Here is a 21,653-nt window from a genome sequence, read left to right as displayed (position 1 = left end):
GGGAGGGAGACGAAATGGTTGTAAAAGTAAATATTGAAAAGCAAGTACAACAATTTTTAGCGTATATAACAGAGAAACGAACAAATGTGGATGGTATTGCTGAAGATTTATTACAAATAGCACAGAGAAAGAAACAATTGTTTCAAAAACGTAGTGCACATATAGTGAAAGCAACTGCGGACGTTTCTTTTATGAGGCAATTAAATAATAGCAATCATCAAGAAATTGATTATCAAATACATTTTAAATATTTAATTAAGCATAAAGAATTATTTTATATCGAAGAGGAACAATTAAAAAGAAGAGTTTGTTTAAATAATAGCCGGATAATAGGTGATTATACTATTGAAGTGCCAGAAGCAGTTGGAATGAGTGAGACATTAGAAAGGGAAGTTACAAAGGAGAAGTATGGTTCTTATCAGTATAACCGTTTAGAGGCAGTTAAATATGCGGAGCGTTGGTGGGATGATCGAAACCCTATATATCGTAATTTCCCTGATAATTGTACGAATTTTATTTCTCAATGTCTTCATACTGGAGAAGTACCAATGAATGGATATCCTAATATTCGTAAAGGATGGTGGCAAAGGGAGAATCAGTGGAGTTGGAGCTGGGCTGTCGCACACTCTTTTTATTGGTATTTGTCAGGTGCTACAACAGGGCTTCGAGCAGAAGCAGTAGAAAGACCAGAGGACCTTATTCTTGGTGATGTTATCGCTTATGATTTTGAGGATGATGGTAGGTGGAATCATACGACAATTGTAGTAGCGAAAGACGCAGATGGTATGCCACTTGTAAATGCACATTCAGCGAATAGCCGTCGGCGTTATTGGAACTATGAAGATTCTAGTAAATATACACCACAAATGAAATATAAATTCTTTCATATTATTAATGGGTAGAGATTTTTCGCTCAAATGGTATAATACGTAGTAGACAAAAAACAGAGGTGAATATCGCGTGGGAGTACATGTTGTTTTATATCAACCAGAAATTCCAGCAAATACAGGGAATATTGCTCGTACTTGTGCAGCAACTGGAACAGAACTACATTTGATTAGACCGCTTGGATTTTCAACGGATGATAAAATGTTAAAGCGTGCAGGATTAGATTATTGGCAGCACGTAAAAATTACGTATTATGATTCAATTGAAGAGTTTTATGAGAAAAATAAAGATGGTGAATTCTTCTATTTAACAAAGTATGGCGAGAAAGCTCATACAGCGTTTGATTATAGTAAACGTGAGAAGGATTACTATTTTGTATTCGGAAGAGAAACAAACGGCTTACCAGCTAATGTAATCGAAGAAAACTTCGATCATTGTTTACGTATTCCAATGACTGATAAAGTGCGCTCATTAAATTTATCTAATACAGCAGCTATTTTAATTTATGAAGCGTTCCGTCAACAAAATTATCCAGGACTAGATTTAGAAATTGTTTATTAAAAGTCGCCATATGGCGACTTTTTTTCTAAAGATAAAAATAATATGTAATCATACATTTAAAAAAGGGTACATATTCATATAGAATGGGATATATGAATAAAAATAGATTAGACGGGTTGAGATAAATATGAAGGAACAATATAGTAATCAAAATACCTTTTTAAGTATGATAGATATGGATTTAATAAGAAGAGGGTTATTACATGCTATTCAAGATTTAGTATTTATTGTGAAAGTTATGGATGAAGAGACCTTTAAATATATTTATGTAAATAAGATAGGTATGGATTATGCGAAGCTAAGCGAAGAATGTTATGGAAAAACTTTTGCAGAAGTATTACCGGAAGATACGGCGGAAATATTGCAAGTGCAATATGCAAAAGTAGCGAGCGAAGCGAAAGCAAATACCTTTTGTGATGTAGTTAGTTTACCAAAAGGTGAGATACATTATGAATCTTCACTTAACCCTGTATTTGACGAAGAAGGAGTATGTCAGTTTATTATTTGTATTACGAGGAATATCACACCTCAAATTGAGGAGAAGATTGAGATAGAGGAAAAACAAATGTTATTTAAGTCATTACTAGAATATAATAATGACTCTATTATATCTATAGATTCTATAGGGAAAATTACATATGCAAATCCAGCAACGTATGAAATATTTGGATACCGATATGAAGAATTAAATAATAAATTTATTTTTGAATTTATTAATAAAGAATATGAAAAAGATTTTCATATTCTATTTAAAGAAGCCATGCAAGGAAGTGCAAAGCAAATTGTTTCAAAGAAATATGTTCATAAAGAAGGGTACGAGCTCTATATTTCTTTGAGAACTATTCCAATTATTGTGAATGGTGAAATTGTTGGGGTTTATATTGTTACGAGGGATGTTACAAGGCAAGTATTAAATGAGATGAGAACGGAATATTTAGCCTATTATGATCAGTTAACAGGATTAATGAATAGAATTTCATGTACAAATAAGTTAAATGATTTTTTAAATGAGAAGATAGATTTTGCGTTTATCTTTATAGATTTAGATGAATTTCACCTTATTAATGATACGTTTGGTCATAAAGAAGGAGATAAAGTATTACAAAAAGTTACAGAATGTTTAAGCAGTCTCCAAATAGACGATATGCATTTATTTAGAGAACATGATGATCAATTTGTTATGTTAATAGAAAATATAAAGAAAGAACGTGTAGAGTTAGTTGCAAAAAGCATACAAAAAAAGATTAGTGAACATTTTGTAATTGAAGAAGAGGACGTGTATTTAAGTGCGTCAATCGGAATTGTAATGGCTCCAACAGATGGAGAAGATGAAAAAATATTATTCCAAAGAGTTGATGCTGCTTTGGAAAAAGCAAAAGAAAAAGGAAAAGGACATTATCATTTTTATTGCAATGGATTAGATTGTGAGCGTGAACAAAGGTTTATAATAGAAAACCAATTACATCGTGCTATAGAAAAAAATGAATTCTTCTTATATTATCAGCCACAAATGAATATTGAAACGAAAAAAATAGCTAGTATGGAAGCCTTAATAAGGTGGAAGAATAAAGAATTAGGATTTGTCTTTCCAAATCAATTTATTCCGCTAGCAGAAAGAACAGGATTTATTATTAAGCTTGATGAATGGGTAGTAAATGAAGTGTGTCAGCAAATACGTGAATGGTTAAATAAAGGATATGAGGTTGTCCCGATTGCAGTTAATATTTCAGCCAGGCACTTTCGCTCTATTACATTAATAGAAATGATTACACGTGCTTTACATAAGTACAATGTACCAGCCCATCTATTAGCGATAGAGGTTACCGAAGGAGCCCTTATACATAAAGACATATCGAAAAGAGTATTGCTACAATTAAAAGAACAAAATTTAAAGATTCATTTAGATGATTTTGGGACGGGATATTCATCTTTAAGTTATTTAAAAACGTATCCAATTGATACTTTGAAAATCGATCGTTCTTTTATGGAAGGTATACATGTAGATGAACGTGATACGAATATTACGGCTGCAATTATTCATTTAGCTCATACTTTAGAATTGAATGTAATTGCAGAAGGAGTAGAAAAAGCGGAACAAATACAATTTTTGAAGGAAAAGAATGTGAAGTTTGTACAAGGTTATTATTATAGCCGACCTTTATCAAAATATGATGTGGAAAATGTGTATTATAAATAATTGATAAAAAAAGTGATGTGCTAAGAAGCACATCACTTTTTTCCCGCATTAACGGGCAGTAAAATTCCCACCTCAAAACTCGGCTAGGACAAGGAGGTTAGGTGGGAGATTAACTGCCCGTAAAAGCCCGATTGGTTCAACTAATAATGAGTGGGGGAAGAAAACCCCCACTCATTAAAGTTTCACTTTATGTGTACCAGGTTTATCGTTGTAACCAGATGTAAAAATAGCTGTAAGAAATGTGAGTGATACACCTAAAATTAATAATAATTTCATACTAATATCCCTCCTGTTTTTTCAGTTTACGAATCTTAAATATGAATCGAAATGTATGTAAGGTTCTCAGAAGAAAAGAATTTATTTAAAATGAATAGCGGTGTAAAAACTTTAATACCTATATTATACAGAATTTTCTTTGAATTTTGGAGAGAATTTTATAGCACTACTGTATATTTCATTTTGATTTAAAGAATGTTTAAGGACATCCTAGCATACCTTTTATAATAATCCGATTGAACAAGGAGATGGGGGAGGAGCTATAATGGATATTCTAAAAAAAATTGAACAGCATCGAGAAGCAGAAGAACGCTTACAATGGGAAGGTACGTTTGCGGAGTATTTGGAGCTTGTGAAGGAAAGACCATGGGTGGCTCAAACAGCACACTCTCGCATTTACAATATGATCAAAGATGCTGGAATCGAAGAAGTAGATGGTAGAAGAAAGTATAACTTCTTTAGTAATCAGCTATTTGGATTAGAGGAGGCTTTAGAACGTCTTGTAGAGGAATATTTTCATCCATCTGCAAAACGATTAGATGTTAGAAAACGTATTTTATTATTAATGGGTCCTGTTAGTGGAGGGAAATCAACATTAGTTACGATGTTGAAACGAGGATTAGAAACATATTCACGAACAGATCGAGGAGCAATTTTTGCAATTAAAGGCTGCCCAATGCATGAAGATCCACTTCATTTAATTCCGCATCATTTACGGGATGATTTCTTTGATGAGTATGGAGTTAGAATTGAAGGGAATTTATCGCCACTAAACGTAATGCGTCTAGAGCAAGAATATGGTTCAAGAATTGAGGATGTAGTTGTAGAGCGTATTTTCTTCTCGGAAGATCGCCGTACAGGGATTGGTACATTTAGCCCGTCTGATCCTAAATCACAAGATATCGCCGATTTAACAGGTAGTCTAGATTTTTCAACAATCGCAGAATATGGTTCAGAATCAGATCCACGAGCGTATCGCTTTGATGGAGAATTGAATAAGGCAAACCGTGGGATGATGGAATTCCAAGAGATGTTAAAATGTGACGAGAAGTTTTTATGGCACTTATTATCGCTTACGCAAGAAGGGAATTTCAAAGCGGGCAGATTTGCGCTTATTTCAGCAGATGAATTAATTGTAGCGCATACGAATGAAACTGAGTATCGTTCCTTCATAGCAAACAAGAAAAATGAAGCATTGCACTCAAGAATCATTGTAATGCCAGTTCCCTACAATTTACGAGTGAGTGAAGAAGAACATATTTATGAAAAAATGATTCGTGAAAGTGATGTGTCCAATGTGCATATTGCACCGCACACGCTTCGAGTGGCAGCAATGTTTACGATTTTAACTCGTTTAAAAGATCCGAAGCGTCCGGATATTGATTTAATTAAAAAGATGCGTTTATATGATGGAGAAACGGTAGAAGGTTATAATGCGATTGATGTAGAGGAGCTGCAACGTGAATATCAAGATGAAGGTATGAAAGGTATTGATCCTCGTTATGTTATTAACCGAATTTCTTCTACAATTATTCGAAAAGAGGTACCATCTATTAACGCATTAGATGTACTTAGATCGCTAAAAGACGGGTTGGATCAGCATCCGTCAATTAGTAATGAAGATCGAGAGCGTTATATGAATTTCATCTCATTAGCGAGAAAAGAATATGATGAAATTGCGAAGAAAGAAGTACAAAAAGCATTCGTGTATTCATATGAAGAATCAGCGAAGACACTTATGGATAATTACTTAGATAACGTTGAAGCATATTGCAATAAATCGAAATTACGTGATCCATTAACAGGTGAAGAAATGAGTCCAGATGAAAAGCTAATGCGCTCAATTGAGGAGCAAATTGGAATTTCAGAAAATGCGAAGAAAGCATTCCGTGAAGAAATTTTAATTCGCATTTCTGCTTATGCGCGTAAAGGAAAACGCTTTGATTATAATTCACATGAGCGTCTTCGCGAAGCGATTCAGAAAAAACTATTTGCTGATTTAAAAGACATAGTGAAAATTACAACATCAACGAAAACGCCAGACGAAAATCAGCTTAAGAAAATCAATGATGTTGTTGCACGCTTAATTGATGAGCATGGCTATAATTCTTCTTCAGCAAATGAATTATTACGTTATGTAGGTAGTCTGTTAAACCGATAGTTTGATAACAAAACGCTGTCTCTTGTATTTTGCGGGACAGCGTTTTATTATCCGTTCATATGTGTAAACTGTCATACCTTGTCCAAATGTAATAAATTAAGATGCAATTTCATGAATTTATTGTCAATTATTTTTACAATATGCATATGATAGAGTAACCAACCATTCATACGAAAAAAGCCAACACAATACAATATGTTGCAAAGTGAAAATGTGTGCAACTATGCATTGTGTTTCTTTCTTATCAACGACTGAATGTTTTTCTAGTATGTGAGTGGCAAAATTTTGTTTAGGATGCTCGGAGTATTGTATGAAAACGTTATATATGTTTATGGGATGATTTTCGATGAGCAGTTACCTTTCATTCTAGCTTGCACAGTATAAAACAAAATTTCTAGCTTGCTGTTCATATAGGAAGACAATTACAGTAAGGAGGGAAAGAAATGGGTGAAGAAAACCAACCAAATTATACGATTTCACAGGAAAACTGGTCCCTCCATCGCAAAGGATATGACGACCAACAACGCCATCAAGAAAAAGTACAAGAGGCAATTAAAAATAATTTACCAGACCTTGTAACAGAGGAAAGTATAGTTATGTCTAATGGCAAGGATGTTGTAAAAATACCGATTCGTTCTTTAGATGAGTATAAGATTAGATACAATTATGATAAAAATAAACATGTTGGGCAAGGAAATGGTGATAGCAAAGTTGGTGATGTCGTTGCGAGAGATGGATCAGGTGGTCAAAAGCAAAAAGGACCAGGAAAAGGGCAAGGAGCAGGGGATGCGGCTGGAGAAGATTATTATGAAGCTGAAGTCTCTATTCTAGAATTAGAGCAAGCGTTTTTTAAAGAGTTAGAGCTGCCTAATTTAAAGAGAAAAGAGATGGATGAAAACAGGATTGAACATATTGAATTTAATGATATTAGAAAAACCGGATTATGGGGAAACATTGATAAGAAACGAACGATGATTTCCGCATATAAACGAAATGCGATGCGTGGTAAAGCATCTTTTCATCCGATTCACCAAGAAGACTTAAAGTTCCGCACTTGGAATGAAGTGTTAAAGCCAGATTCAAAAGCTGTTGTATTAGCGATGATGGATACGAGTGGATCGATGGGGATATGGGAGAAATATATGGCACGTAGCTTCTTTTTCTGGATGACGAGATTTCTACGAACGAAGTATGAAACAGTAGATATTGAGTTTATTGCCCATCATACGGAGGCAAAAGTAGTTACAGAGGAAGAGTTTTTCTCAAAAGGAGAAAGTGGCGGAACGATATGTTCTTCTGTATACAAAAAAGCACTCGAGCTAATTGATAATAAATACTCACCAGACCGCTATAATATTTATCCATTCCATTTTTCAGACGGTGATAATTTAACATCAGATAATGCTAGATGTGTAAAACTTGTTGAAGAGTTAATGAAGAAGTGTAACATGTTTGGGTATGGGGAAGTGAACCAGTACAACCGCCATAGTACCCTCATGTCAGCCTATAAAAATATTAAAGATGAGAATTTCAGATATTATATTTTAAAGCAAAAAGCAGATGTATTCCATGCAATGAAAAGCTTTTTTAAAGAAGAATCAGGAGAGAAAATGGCATAACCCCTTTAAAAGGGGGTTATTTTTTTGTAAACTTTTTATTTTTCTAGTTGACATTGAAAATGAAAATCATTATCATTTATTCGAGATATGATTACATTTTGATTTATATATTTTGGAGGAGATGTAAGGTTGAGAAAAAATAAAAGAAAACATATAAATGCCATGATTATAGCGGCGACGCTATCGTTACCGTTTGCGGTGTATTCGACACCTGCGTTAGCAGCTGTAGCAATTAAGGCGAATAAAACTGGACAGGCTTTAGAAGATGGTACATATGATGCTGTTATTAAAGCATATAAAGATAAAACCAATGAAGAGTCTATGGCAGCTGTTTATATAAAAGATCCTAAATTAACAATCAAGAATGGGAAGAAAATTGTAACAGCAACGTTAAGTGATAGTGATTTCTTCCAATACTTGAAAACAGAAGATATTCATACTTCTGGTGTGTTTCATGATGTAAAAGTAATAGCAGAGGATAAAAAGAAAAATGGGACGAAGGTTATTCAATTTGAAGTTGGAGAATTAGGAAAAAGATATAATATGCAAATGCATATTTATATTCCGACAATGGGATATAATGAGAAATATCAAGTGCAATTTGAAGTAAATACTACAAACATAGAAAATCATGTTCAGGAAGAACAAAAAGAAAATAAAGAAGAACAAAAAGAAGAGACAAAAAATATAGTAGTGGATAAAAAATTACAACAATACATTAATCAAAATGCTTTAGGTCGAAAAGATATAAATGCACCAATAACGAAAGCCGATGCACTACAAATTAAAGAACTAGAGGTATATGTTGGGAAGGGTATTAATAATTTAGCTGGTTTAGAGCATATGGTAAATTTAGAAACCTTTAGATTGCATGAATCTGAAGTGAGTGATTTATCTCCAATTGCTAATTTGAATAACTTGAAGTCTTTAGATCTTTTCTCTAATCGAATTGGAAATATTGAGCCAATTGCTGGGCTGAATAAAATTCAATCTCTTTCTTTAAGAGATAATAACATTATTGATTTAAATCCATTAAGTAACTTGAAAAAAGTTAGAACATTAGATTTAGTCGGTAATAAGATTGAAGATATTAAACCGTTATTTACAATGGGGTCTCTAGGTAAGTTGTATTTAGCTAATAATAATATTAGTGATTTAACAGGAATTGAACAGTTAAATCATGTAAAGGAATTATGGATTGGAAATAATAACATTACTAATCTTGAATCCATTAGTAAAATGGAGAGCCTTACTCAGCTTGCAGTGAGAGATGCAGAAATTAGGGACATTACACCGTTAGCTAAACTGAAAAACTTACAATCACTTGATTTAGAAGAGAATTATATTTCTGATGTATCACCACTTAGTGAACTAACTCATTTATATGAACTTAATTTAAGTGCAAATGAAATTTCTGATGTAAGACCTATTCAAGAGCTTGGAAAGCGTTTTGTAGTTCAAGTTCATAGACAAAAAGTCTTTTTAAATGAAGGAGTAATAAATGAAGATATCAAGATTCCTGTATACGATTTAAGTGGCGAATCTCTTCAAAATATTAGATGGATAAGTGAGGGTGGAACACATAATAATGGTTTTGTAAAATGGAACAGTCTTGGAGAGAAAGCATACGAGTTCAATTTAGAAACAGGTTCTTCAAAGAATAAAGTACATTTCAATGGAACAGTCATTCAAAAAATAGTTGCTAAGCAAGCAGATTTAAGTGTTATTCCAGATAAAAAACTAAGAGAGTATATTAATAAACATAGTTTAGATAGAACAGACTTGAGTACTCCTATCACGAAAGAAGATTTATTAAAGGTTAAAACATTAAAAATAATTGATGGACAGAATAATGGAATAACAGATTTATCTGGATTAGAGTATATGGCAAATTTAGAAGATCTGACATTAGAAAAGTTTGAGTTGAAAAACATAGATTTTATCTCGAATTTGAAAAACTTGAAGTCAGTGAATTTAGCGAATAATAAAATAGAAAATTTAGAGCCGTTAGCTAAGTTAGAAAAGCTTGCAGTATTAAATATAAGCAACAATAACAACCAAAATATAAAACCATTATTTACATTAAATTCATTGAAGAAGTTAAATGTTTCAGCCAATAAAATTAATAATGAATCTCTTCAAGGAATACAGGAATTCAAAAATTTAGGGATACTAATAATAAACAATAATGACATTAGTAGCTTGGAAGAAATTAGTGGAATAACTAAAATGGATGAATTAGAAATTAAAGGTAATAAAATAGTGGATGTAACGCCATTAACTAAAGCTAAAGAATTAAGATTTTTAGACTTATCAGATAATAAAATTAAAGATATAACAGTTTTTAGTTCTATGTTAGATCTTTTTAAATTAAAACTGGCTGGAAATGAAATTCGTGATATAAAACCAATTATTCAATTATCTCAGTGGGTTACAATTGATCTTAGCAGACAAAAAATTATGCTAGAAGATGCTCAAGTGAATCAAGAAGTGAAAATTCCTGTTCATGATGTGGAAGATAATCCTCTTGAGGATATTACACTGAAAAGTGAAGGCGGAACATTCAATGAAGAAGAGGGGACAATTGTGTGGAGTACTCCAGGAGAGAAAAAATATGAGTTTGCTTTTGATGGAACGAGTTATTATGGGCTTGGCATACGGTTCAGCGGTGAAGTAACTCAAAATATTGTAGAAAAAATTGAGTCGCCGGAAAAAGAAGAAGGAAGTAAACCAGAAACAGAAGTAGAAAAGCCGAAGGAAGAAACAAGTAAACCAGAGGTAGAAGTAGAAAAGCCAAAAGAAGAAGAAAGTAAACCAGAGGCAGAAGTAGAAAAGCCGAAAGAAGAAGGAAATAAACCAGAGGCAGAAGTAGAAAAGCCGAAGGAAGAAACAAGTAAACCAGAAACAGAAGTAGAAAAGCCGAAAGAAGAAGGAAGTAAACCAGAGGCAGAAGTAGAAAAGCCAAAAGAAGAGACAAGTAAACCAGAGGCAGAAGTAGAAAAGCCAAAAGAAGAGACGAGTAAGCCAGAGGCGGAAATAGAAAAGTCGAAAGAAGAGACAGGTAAGCCAGAGGCGGAAGTAGAAGCAAGTGAACCTGTAACAAAAGGTGAAAATGTAAACGAGTCAGGAGCAAACGTTGAGAAACAAACAGAAGGCTCAAATGAACTAGGAACAGCTACTGTTCAGAAAAATGAAGCGGTACAAGTACCTGTACAAGCAAAGAAAGTAGTGGATCAAGCAGCGAAAGAAAATGTATCAGGTAAACAAGTTAGCAAGAAGAAAGAAGAAAGTAAAAAATCTTTAGTAGCAACAGGCGGACAAGAAAATAATATATCTTTATTTGGTGGCCTAGCATTAGTTTTATCTGCACTTAGTATGTTTGTATTTAGAAGAAATATATTTAAAAAATAAACAACTTTTTATCTTATTATAAGATTATTCAAAAGACGTTATCATAGCAATTTCATTTTGAAATGTGCTTATGATAACGTCTTTTTTATATTAGAAAGGATATGGGTAGAAAAAGTGTAAATATATTAGAGAAGGAGGAGAGGGTATGTATATTAGTTCTACTTTAAAGATTGAAGAGGTTGCATCATTTATGGCAAGTATGAATAAAGATGCTACTCATCATGTTGGTTATTGTGGAGATGAGAAAGAGGAGGTGTTACATACAATTCTTCATGATTTTTCTGATATAGGTTGGGAGAAATCTTTTGTTGTTACTTATGAGGACAATAAAATAATTGGTGTATTAGGATTTGATGTGGATGAAGTAAAGAAATGTGCAGAAATATGGGGACCGTTTATTATTACGGAGAATTGGGGAGAAGTTGCTTTACATATGTGGAAGGAGCTTATAGAAAATGTGCCCTTTCATATTGAGAAATTTTATGGATTTTATCATGTAGAAAATAATAATTGCGCCCATTTGATGAAGGTTTTACATGCTAAAGAACAAGATCGACATAGTATTTTCAGGTTAAGTAATAGTGGTGTGAAACAACATACTATATGTAATGTGGAAGAAGCTTTACCACAAGTATTTGAGCAGTTTATCGCTTTACACAATAACGTTTTTCCTAATACATATTACGAAGGAAATGAAATTATCGAACGTGTAAATAATACGAATAAATTATTTGTAAGTGTGGAGAATGATAGGCTAGAAGGTTACGTATACGTTGAAGTAAATCCGGAGTTTCAAGAAGCGGATATCGAATTTATTGCAACAGCTGAAGAGAGTAGAGGAAAAGGTATTGGTGAGTGTTTATTACGAGCTGCAATTCAGCATGTTTTTTCTTTCCAAGGGATGAGAGAGATAGAACTATGTTTGAATACGAATAATGATGGTGCTATGAAGTTGTACAAGAAAGTAGGTTTTGAGGAGAAAGCATGTTTACAACACTATATAATAGAGTAAAAAACCCATTCGTATGAAAAGTATATTTCATACGAATGGGTTTTATTTAGTTTACTTTGCCGCCTTCCGTAATAACGGATTCAGGACTAATTTGAGGACCGAATTCTTCTTTAGGAGAGGTGCTAATCGTTACATAACCTTCTTTATTTTTTGCGGAACTTCTTTTGCTTGTAAATTAACATCTTCTTTTTGAAGCTCCTTAAAGAGCGAAATGACCATAAGAACGACTACGATAGAAAATGGTAGCGCAGCAATTATAGCTGCTATTTGTAGTGCATTTAGTCCTCCAGCTTGTAATAAAATGGCTGCAATTATCGCGATTGTTAATCCCCATATAAGTTTTAAACTATTTTTCGGTGATAAACTTCCGTTACTCGTTTGCATTGAAACAACAAATGTTGCCGAGTCGGCAGAAGTAACAAAAAATGTGGCTACTAAAATTAACCCGATAATTGTTAAAAATGTAGAGAATGGTAGGTGTGAAATAACAGCAAATAATCCAATCTCTGTACCATTTTTTGCAATTTCATCAGCTATTCCAAGCGATTGGAACATTTCCATATGGATAGCGGTGCCGCCAAATACTGCAAACCAAAATGTACAGATAAGAGTTGGGACTAATACAACTCCAAAAATAAATTCTTTTATTGTACGCCCTTTAGAAATACGGGCGATGAATGTACCGACGAATGGAGACCAAGAGATCCACCATCCCCAATAGAAAATAGTCCAGTTTTCAATCCAAGAAGAAGATTTTTCATTAAATGCTCCTAAATTTAATCCCATACTAGGTAAAGCTCCAATATAAGAACCGAGTGTAGATGTGAAATATTTCATAATAAATACAGTTGGTCCTAAAAGTAAAAAGGAGACGAGTAAAATACCTGCAAGAGAGAAATTCAAGTTACTCAAATATTTAATCCCACGATCTAAGCCAGTTTGTGCACTCGTTAAATATAAAACAGCGAAGATGGCGATAAGTACGAGCTGTGTAAGTAAAGTGTTATGAATAGAAGGGAATAAATAGCTTAATCCTCCGGCGATTTGTTGAGCACCAATCCCAACAGATGGCACAATACCGAATACTGTGGCTAAAACAGCTAAAATATCGACTGTTTTTCCGATAGGAGAATTTTTCGATCGATTAAATAATGGAGTAACTGTAGCACCAATTGTGCTACCTTTTTGTTTGCGGAATGTGAAATATGCAATTGTTAAAGCAACCATTGCGTATAGTGCCCATGGAAAGAGGCCCCAGTGGAAAAATGAATATTGCATAGCGAGCTTGGCGCTTTCTTCTGTACCTGCTTTTCCTGTTAATGGATCTGTAAAATGTGAAATCGGTTCAGTGATTCCATAAAAGAGGAGTCCAATTCCCATTCCTGCTCCAAACAACATGGATAGCCAAGATGGATAACTATACTGTGGTTTTTCTCCATCTTTACCAAGACGAATAGAACCGTACTTAGAAAATGCTAAATAAGTGGCTAAAATAATCATTGCGGTCATAAGTAGAGAGTAAAACCATCCAAATTTATTGAGGATAAATGAGTTTAAGGAAGATGTAACACTTTGTAAATCATAGCCTTGTATCCAACTTGCCGGGGTAATTCCCCATATGATGAATAATGTTGTTAGCAAGATGGAGATATAAAATACACTGTTTTCTTTTTTTATCATAGAATCCCACCCTTGTTTAATAAAGTTAACAATTATATTAACCATAACAATTAAAAGATTAATTGTCAAAAAATTCGATTTTTATTGTGTGTAAAAGGACAGTTTAATCGCTATAGATTCATAATTATTGGAGGTTAGATAAAAGTAAGGCTGTTCACGATATGTACAAAATATGGGGAGAAATAATATGAAATATTGCATTTTATATTGTTGTATCCAGATTTTATGTTAAATTCTTGAATGGAATATTTAAATAGGGGGCAAGGATATGAACAAGAAATCAAAGATCAATAAAGTTATGCTTAGTATTAGTACAATGGCTCTATCGTTAGGGGCGCTTCAAGCTTCTGTATCAGCAGAAGAAAAAGTACCATATAATGTGTTGAAAACGAAACCGGTTGGAATTGAAAAACCAGTAGATGAGATTGGACACGTTTCTAAAGCCGAGGAAACATTATCGTTTCAAGAACGTTTAAAAGTAGGAGACTTTTCACAGCGACCAGCATCTATTATGAAGAGCTCAGAAGTTAAGCAAATTAAAGAAAGCTATTCAATGGCTGATTTAAACAAAATGAATGATCAAGAATTAGTTGAAACGTTAGGAAGTATTAAGTGGAACCAAATTACAGACTTATTCCAGTTCAATGAAGATGCAAAGGCTTTTTATAAAGACAAAGGGAAAATACAAGCAGTTATAGATGAATTAGCTCATCGAGGTAGTACATTTACGAAAGATGATTCAAAAGGAATTCAAACGTTTACGGAAGTGTTACGTTCAGCTTTTTATCTTGCATTTTACAATAGTGAATTAAGCGATTTAAATGAGAGAAGCTTCCAGGATAAATGTTTACCTGCTCTAAAGGCAATCGCAGCAAATCCAAACTTTAAGCTCGGTACAGATGAGCAAGATGCAGTCGTATCTGCATATGGTAAATTAATTAGTAATGCTTCAAGTGATGTGGAAACGGTTCAATATGCATCGAATATTTTAAAACAATATAATGATAATTTTCATACATACGTAGACGATCGTATGAAAGGACAAGCTGTATACGATATGATGCAAGGTATTGATTATGATATGCAGTCGTATTTATTTGAAACTCGTAAAGAAGCAAAAGATACAATGTGGTACGGAAAAGTAGATGGGTTTATTAATGAAATAAATCGTATTGCTCTTCTAAATGAAGTAACACCAGAAAATAAGTGGCTCGTTAATAATGGAATTTATTTTGCTAGTCGTTTAGGGAAGTTTCATAGTAATCCAAATAAAGGTTTAGAGGTTGTTACACAAGCAATGCATATGTACCCGCGTTTAAGTGAGCCGTATTTTGTTGCAGTAGAACAAATTACAACAAATTATAATGGGAAAGATTATAGCGGGAATACAATAGATTTAGAGAAAATACGTAAAGAAGGACAAGAACAGTACTTACCAAAAACGTACACATTCGACGATGGATCTATTGTGTTTAAAGCAGGAGATAAAGTATCAGAAGAAAAAATTAAGAAACTATATTGGGCTGCAAAGGAAGTAAAAGCGCAGTATCATCGTGTAATTGGGAATGACAAAGCTTTAGAGCCAGGCAATGCAGACGACGTATTAACGATAGTAATCTATAATACCCCAGACGAATATCAGTTAAACAGACAATTGTATGGGTATGAAACAAATAACGGTGGAATTTATATTGAAGAAACAGGAACATTCTTTACATATGAGCGTACGCCAGAGCAAAGTATTTATAGTTTAGAAGAGCTATTCCGTCATGAATTTACTCATTATCTTCAAGGGAGATATGAAGTGCCAGGTTTATTTGGAAGAGGAGATATGTATCAAAATGAAAGGTTAACTTGGTTCCAAGAAGGGAATGCAGAATTTTTCGCAGGATCTACTCGTACGAATAATGTAGTACCGAGAAAGAGCATCATTAGTGGATTATCATCTGATCCTGCAAGCCGTTATACAGCAGAGCGCACATTATTTGCTAAATATGGTTCTTGGGATTTCTATAACTACTCATTTGCGCTGCAGTCCTATTTATATACACATCAATTTGAAACGTTTGATAAAATTCAAGATTTAATTCGTGCGAATGACGTGAAAAATTATGATGCCTATCGTGAAACTTTAAGTAAAGATCCTAAACTAAATAAAGAGTATCAAGAGTATATGCAGCAGCTAATTGATAATCAAGATAAGTATAATGTACCGGAAGTAACAGATGATTATTTAGCTGAACATGCACCGAAATCATTAACAGAAGTGAAAAAAGAAATTAGTGATACGTTGCTTATGAAAGATGCAAAAATGACAAAACATGAGTCTCAATTCTTTAATACATTTACATTAGAAGGCACGTTTACAGGTAGTGTAACAAAAGGTGAATCAGAAGACTGGAACGCAATGGGTAAAAGAGTCAATGAAGCTTTAGAAAAATTGGCACAAAAAGAATGGAGTGGCTACAAAACAGTTACAGCATATTTCGTCAATTACCGTGTGAATAGTTCCAATCAATTTGAATATGATGTAGTTTTCCATGGTATCGCAAAAGATGACGGAGAAAATAAAGCTCCGACAGTTAATATAAACGGTCCTTATAATGGGCTTGTAGAAGAAGGAATTCAATTTAAAAGTGATGGTTCAAAAGATGAAGACGGAAAAATCGTTTCATATTTATGGGACTTTGGAGATGGAAGAACAAGTGCAGAGGTTAATCCAGTACATGCATATGAAAGAGAAGGTTTTTATAAAGTAGCGTTAATAGTAAAAGATGATAAAGGAAAAGAGAGCAGAAGCGAAACAACTGTTACGGTTAAAGATGGAAATTTAACAGAATCAGAACCAAATAATCGTCCAGAGGAAGCAAATCGTATTGGGCTAAATTCTACTATAAAAGGTAGCCTTATCGGCAGGGATCACACTGATGTTTATACATTTAATGTAGCATCAGCCAAAGATATCGATATTTCCGTTTTAAATGAGTATGGAATCGGGATGACATGGGTACTTCACCATGAATCAGATATGCAAAATTATGCTGCTTACGGTCAAGCAAATGGAAATCATATAGAGGCAAACTTTAATGCAAAACCAGGTAAGTATTACTTGTATGTATATAAATATGATAATGGCGATGGAACATACGAATTATCAGTAAAATAAGCGCTTTTCCAATGTATGTTTAACTTTACTTTTTGTGGAAAATAGTATATTATATAGATATATAATATATCGGTTATTTTCTAGGAGGAGCCTGTCACAATAGGTTCCTCCTGTTCTTTTTTAGGTACCTGTCTTACAGGTTTTTCTTTAAAGGTTAAATAACTGAAAATTTAGAATGATAATCTTTGAAAGAGGTGAGGCATACACATAACAAAAAAAGGATTGTTTAAGAAAGGGGGATAAGAAATGGTCTTGTTTGGTTATCCACTTGAAACAATTTATTTATACGGATTTATTATTGCTACTATACTCACTGTTATTTATATCTTTTTTGGAGATATATTTGAATCCATATTTAGTTTTGGAGGCGGATCGGTATCCGTTGTTACGTTATTACTTAGTTTTTTCGCCATGTTATGTGGACTTAGTTATATAGGAGAATATTTATTTTCCTTTAATAGCATTCTTATTTTTGGGGCTGCATTTGCTATATCCTTTATTGGTGTATTCATAATGAAAATATTAATTTTAAAGCCGATTGCAGAAGCTGAACAAAACACTGTGCAACGTATGGATGAATTCATTGGTTGCAAGGGAGAAGTCATTACAACAATTCCTACAGAAGGATTTGGTGAAGTATTAATCTCCTCTCAATTTGGAAGTAATGCAATCCTAGCTAAAACAATTGGAAAAAAAGATATTTCACAAGGAACTGAAGTTATTATTGAGGGAGTCCAAGATGGTGTTTTGCTTGTACAGAACATCGCTTATTCTTTAAAGAAACCAAAATTATAAGGGGGAATTTACATGACGATTCCATTAATTATCGGTGGAGTTTTACTCGCAATTTTACTTCTACTCATTTTAGTATTCATTACGAAGTATCGTACAGTTGGTCCGGATGAAGCGTTAATTGTTACAGGGAACTGGCTTGGTGGCGGGAAAAATGTTGTTACCACAGATGATGGGAAAAAGATTAAGATTATTCGTGGTGGCGGTACTTTCGTGGTTCCGATTATGCAAAGAGCAGAGCTTTTAAGCCTATTAAATTACAAATTAGAAGTTGGTACACGTGATACGTATACGAAGCAAGGTGTACCGATTACAGTAAACGGTGTTTCTATTATTAAAGTAGGATCAACAATTGAAGAAGTATCTACAGCAGCTGAACAATATTTAGGAAAAGAAACAGAAGAGTTAAAAATAGAAGCAAAAGAGGTTTTAGAAGGTCATTTACGTGCGATTTTATCTTCTATGACAGTAGAAGATGCGTATAGTAATAGAGAGCAATTTGCTCAAAAGGTGCATGAAGTGGCTTCTACAGATTTAAAGAAGATGGGTCTTCGCATCGTTTCCTTTACAATTAAAGAAATAATGGATAAGAATGGCTATTTAGATGCACTTGGTCAGCCACAAATTGCAATGGTTAAACGTGATGCAACAGTTGCGAATGCAGAGCGTGAAAAAGAAGCACGTATTGAAAAAGCACGTGCAGAGAAAGAAGCGAAAGAAGCTGAGTATCAACGTGATGCACAGATTGCTGAAGCTGAAAAGCATAAAGAATTAAAAGTACAATCTTATAAGAGAGAGCAAGAACAAGCGCGCGCAGATGCGGATCTTTCTTACGAATTACAACAAGCGAAAGCGCAACAAGGTGTTACAGAAGAGCAAATGCGCGTTAAAATCATTGAGCGTGAGAAACAAATTGAATTAGAAGAAAAAGAGATTGCGCGTCGTGAAAAGCAATACGATGCAGAAGTAAAGAAAAAAGCAGATGCAGATCGCTACGCTGTTGAGCAATCAGCAGAAGCAGAAAAAGTAAAACAAATTAAAAAGGCAGATGCGGATCAATATAAGATTGAAGCTGAAGCGAGAGCTCGTGCGGAAGAAGTACGTGTAGAAGGTTTAGCGAAGGCGGAAATTGAGAAAGCGCAAGGTCAAGCGAAAGCGGAAGTACAAAAAGCACAAGGTACAGCAGAAGCCGATGTTATCAGGTTAAAAGGTTTAGCAGAAGCAGAAGCGAAACAAAAAATTGCAGAGGCATTCGAGCTATATGGCCAAGCGGCAATTATGGATATGGTACTTAAAATGCTTCCAAGTTATGCGAAAGAAATTGCAAGCCCACTTAGCAACATTGATAAAATTACAGTTGTTGATACAGGCGGCAGTGGTAAAAATAGCGGCGCTGGAAAAGTTGCAGGTTATGCGACTGATTTAATGGCGACGATGCAAGAAACATTAAAAGCTTCTTCTGGCATTGACTTAAAAGAGTTATTAGAAGGATTTGCAGGAAAAGGAGCGGTACAACAATTATCAAATGATAAGCCTGTTGTATCTGTAGTAGAAGATGAGAAAAAAGAAGTAGAAAAAGAATAGTAAAGTGGGAAGAACCTCTAGTAGGTGAAATACTAGAGGTTCTTCTGTGAATTATAATATTTCGAATAATATACATTTTTATACATTGTTTTAATTATTTAATTTATATAGAATGAAAAAGGTATATATCAATCCTTTAAATGTAGAAAGAGATGAAAAAAAGAGATAGAGAGTCTCATTGATACATTTGAATCGTATGATTTATATAAAGGAATTAAGTGTAAAACGGTATGGAGGGGTAGAAATATGTTTCAAGGGAAATTAAGGCGTAGTAGTTTAAAAACAAAGTTACTTGTATCATTTATCATCATTTTAATTCTTCCAAGTATTGTAATTGGTTTGACGTCTTATCAGCAGGCAAAAACGAATTTTAATGAAACGATTGTAAACTCAGCGAAAGATAATATAAAAATTTTGGATAATGTAATTAATAAGGAATTGGATAGTAAAAAAGTAGATGCAACTTATTTTACGAAATTATTCACACAATCAAGTTACCAAGCAGACCAAATTCAAAACATCCAAAATAAGCTAGAAGAATACAACAAATTACATCCAGAAATGGAAGCAATCTATACAGGATCTAGTAATGGACAATTTATTCAATCGCCAGCTATTCAGATGCCAGACGGATATAATCCTACAGAAAGAGAGTGGTATAAAGAGGCAGTGAAGAAAAGCGGAGAGGTAATTGTAACTGCTCCATATAAGTCACAAACGACAGGAAATATTGTTATTACATTAGCGAAACAAAATGAGGATAAAAGTGGCGTCCTTGGGATTGACTTAATAATTAATGATATTGTTACTACTTCCAAGATGGTTAATATCGGTAAGAAAGGGTATGTAGCAATATTTGATCAAGATAAAAATGTAGTAGCACATCCGAAAATGAAGCCAGGAGAGAAATTAGAAGAGAAACTTAGTAAGGAATTTTATAAACAGGAAGCTGGTGATTTTCATTATTCATTAGATGGTGAAGATCGTAATGTTACTTTTAAAACGAATAAGAAAACTGGATGGAAAATAGCAGGAATTATGCCTTCAAAAGAAATTATTGAAGCAGCTGAACCTATTTTTTATAAGACGCTAACTGTTATTGTTATTTCATTAATAATCGGTGGTATTTTAATTTACTTCATAATTGCTTCTATTATTAAACCATTAAAACAACTTGTTATATCATCTAAAAAAATTAGTGAAGGTGATTTAACAGAATCAATTACAGTTCATTCTAAAGATGAAATTGGGCAGCTAGGAGAAAGCTTTAACGAGATGGCGGCATCATTACAGAATGTCATTTCTAATATAAATACTTCGGCAAGTCATGTAGCAGCATCTTCAGAAGAATTAACAGCTAGCATGAAGCAGACAAGTGAAGCGACGGAACAAATTACACAAGCAATAGAGCAAGTGTCGAGCGGGGCTGAAATACAAACGAAAGAAGTTGAAGAAGGCGCAACGTTATTAGAAGAAGTTACAGAAGGAATTCAGCGTGTTGCAGATAGTTCTTCATTAGTATCCACAGCATCTATGTATACGAAGAAAAAGGCTGAAGATGGTGGAAAGTTAGTTGAACAAACTGTGAATCAAATGCAATTAATCCATGAGTCTGTTTCACAATCAGATAAAGTTATTGTTTTGTTAGATGATAAGTCGAAACAAATTGGAGCAATCCTTGAGGTAATTCAACATATTGCAGAGCAGACAAATTTATTAGCTTTAAATGCTGCGATTGAGGCTGCGAGAGCTGGAGAGCAAGGTAGAGGATTTGCAATTGTAGCAGATGAAGTGCGAAAGTTAGCAGAACAATCAGGACAGTCTTCTACGGAAATTGGAAAACTAGTGAAAGAGATACAATTTGATATAAAAGAAACAGTAAGCTCTATGAAGCAGGTTGGGACAGAAGTACAATCAGGGCTTGTAGTTGCAAATGAAACGAAGCAAAGCTTTGCTGAAATATTGAAGTCTACAGATGATACTGTTGTACAAATTGATAGCATGGTAGAAGTAGCGAAACAAATGACAGTAGATGCAAAACAAGTTAGTGCATCTATCAATGAAATTGCAGCTACGATTGAAGAAAATGCAGCAAGCGTTCAAAATATTGCTGGTTCTTCAGAAGAACAATTAGCTTCAGTAGATGAAATCAATGCAGCAGCAGTTCATTTATCGCAAATGGCAGAAGAATTGCAGGAGATGATTGGGAAATTTAAAGTGTAATAAGAAATGTTAAGAAACGAGGTAGTAATTGTACTTCGTTTCTTTTTTTATGAAGATAAAAATAAAGAAATATAGAGTAACCG

At 33.8% G+C, this 21,653-nt stretch carries 12 protein-coding genes and 1 pseudogene; 12 read left to right on the top strand and 1 reads right to left on the bottom strand.

Annotation, left to right across the window (positions count from 1 at the left end; translation table 11 throughout):
- Positions 1-14: 14 nt before the first annotated feature.
- The 7 genes from ACUN28_RS26720 (at position 15) to ACUN28_RS26690 (ending at position 12,125) form a co-directional block, all read left to right on the top strand.
- Complete coding sequence (locus ACUN28_RS26720) at positions 15-902, top strand: amidase domain-containing protein (protein WP_016089397.1); 888 nt, start codon at positions 15-17, stop codon at positions 900-902.
- A gap of 58 nt (positions 903-960) precedes the next feature.
- Positions 961-1,449 carry a tRNA (uridine(34)/cytosine(34)/5-carboxymethylaminomethyluridine(34)-2'-O)-methyltransferase TrmL gene (gene trmL, locus ACUN28_RS26715; RefSeq protein WP_000538147.1) on the top strand — a complete coding sequence of 163 codons (489 nt, stop codon included), beginning with the start codon at positions 961-963 and terminating at the stop codon, positions 1,447-1,449.
- A gap of 127 nt (positions 1,450-1,576) precedes the next feature.
- Complete coding sequence (locus ACUN28_RS26710) at positions 1,577-3,646, top strand: sensor domain-containing protein (RefSeq protein ID WP_016089396.1); 2,070 nt, start codon at positions 1,577-1,579, stop codon at positions 3,644-3,646.
- A 541-nt stretch (positions 3,647-4,187) separates the two neighbouring features.
- Positions 4,188-6,083: a PrkA family serine protein kinase gene (locus tag ACUN28_RS26705; RefSeq protein WP_016089394.1), complete on the top strand. Its 1,896-nt coding sequence runs from the start codon at positions 4,188-4,190 to the stop codon at positions 6,081-6,083.
- Between the two features lie 443 nt (positions 6,084-6,526).
- On the top strand, positions 6,527-7,702 hold the full coding sequence (gene yhbH, locus ACUN28_RS26700) for a sporulation protein YhbH (RefSeq protein ID WP_016089393.1): 1,176 nt from the start codon (positions 6,527-6,529) through the stop codon (positions 7,700-7,702).
- Positions 7,703-7,831: 129 nt separating this feature from the next.
- Positions 7,832-11,113, top strand: coding sequence for a leucine-rich repeat domain-containing protein (locus ACUN28_RS26695; protein ID WP_016089392.1), 3,282 nt, complete (start codon positions 7,832-7,834; stop codon positions 11,111-11,113).
- Between the two features lie 145 nt (positions 11,114-11,258).
- Positions 11,259-12,125: a GNAT family N-acetyltransferase gene (locus ACUN28_RS26690; RefSeq protein ID WP_016089391.1), complete on the top strand. Its 867-nt coding sequence runs from the start codon at positions 11,259-11,261 to the stop codon at positions 12,123-12,125.
- A 129-nt stretch (positions 12,126-12,254) separates the two neighbouring features.
- On the opposite strand, the gene opuD is transcribed toward ACUN28_RS26690, so the two are convergent.
- Positions 12,255-13,805 (bottom strand): glycine betaine transporter OpuD, encoded by a 1,551-nt coding sequence (gene opuD / locus ACUN28_RS26685; RefSeq protein ID WP_016089390.1) that lies wholly within the window; start codon positions 13,803-13,805, stop codon positions 12,255-12,257.
- 268 nt (positions 13,806-14,073) lie between these two features.
- Between opuD and colA the strand changes: the two genes are divergently transcribed.
- From colA to ACUN28_RS26660, 5 genes and pseudogenes are all read left to right on the top strand, one after another.
- Positions 14,074-16,971 carry a collagenase ColA gene (gene colA / locus ACUN28_RS26680; RefSeq protein ID WP_016089389.1) on the top strand — a complete coding sequence of 966 codons (2,898 nt, stop codon included), beginning with the start codon at positions 14,074-14,076 and terminating at the stop codon, positions 16,969-16,971.
- Positions 16,972-17,217: 246 nt separating this feature from the next.
- Positions 17,218-17,766, top strand: a complete 549-nt coding sequence (locus ACUN28_RS26675) for an NfeD family protein (RefSeq protein WP_016089388.1) — start codon at positions 17,218-17,220, stop codon at positions 17,764-17,766.
- Positions 17,767-17,778: 12 nt separating this feature from the next.
- Positions 17,779-19,347: a flotillin family protein gene (locus tag ACUN28_RS26670; protein WP_016089387.1), complete on the top strand. Its 1,569-nt coding sequence runs from the start codon at positions 17,779-17,781 to the stop codon at positions 19,345-19,347.
- Between the two features lie 246 nt (positions 19,348-19,593).
- A pseudogene (locus ACUN28_RS26665) lies at positions 19,594-20,628 on the top strand (HAMP domain-containing protein); the annotation flags it as partial.
- Entirely contained in the window at positions 20,623-21,570 is a 948-nt protein-coding gene (locus ACUN28_RS26660; RefSeq protein WP_437435397.1) for a methyl-accepting chemotaxis protein, read from the top strand. The pseudogene ACUN28_RS26665 and the gene ACUN28_RS26660, both read left to right, overlap by 6 nt.
- The last annotated feature ends 83 nt before the right edge of the window (positions 21,571-21,653 follow it).

The organism is Bacillus sp. WC2507, assembly GCF_052656125.1.
The sequence above is the reverse complement of the archived record's forward strand: the minus strand, read 5'-3'. Positions and strand labels throughout refer to the sequence as shown.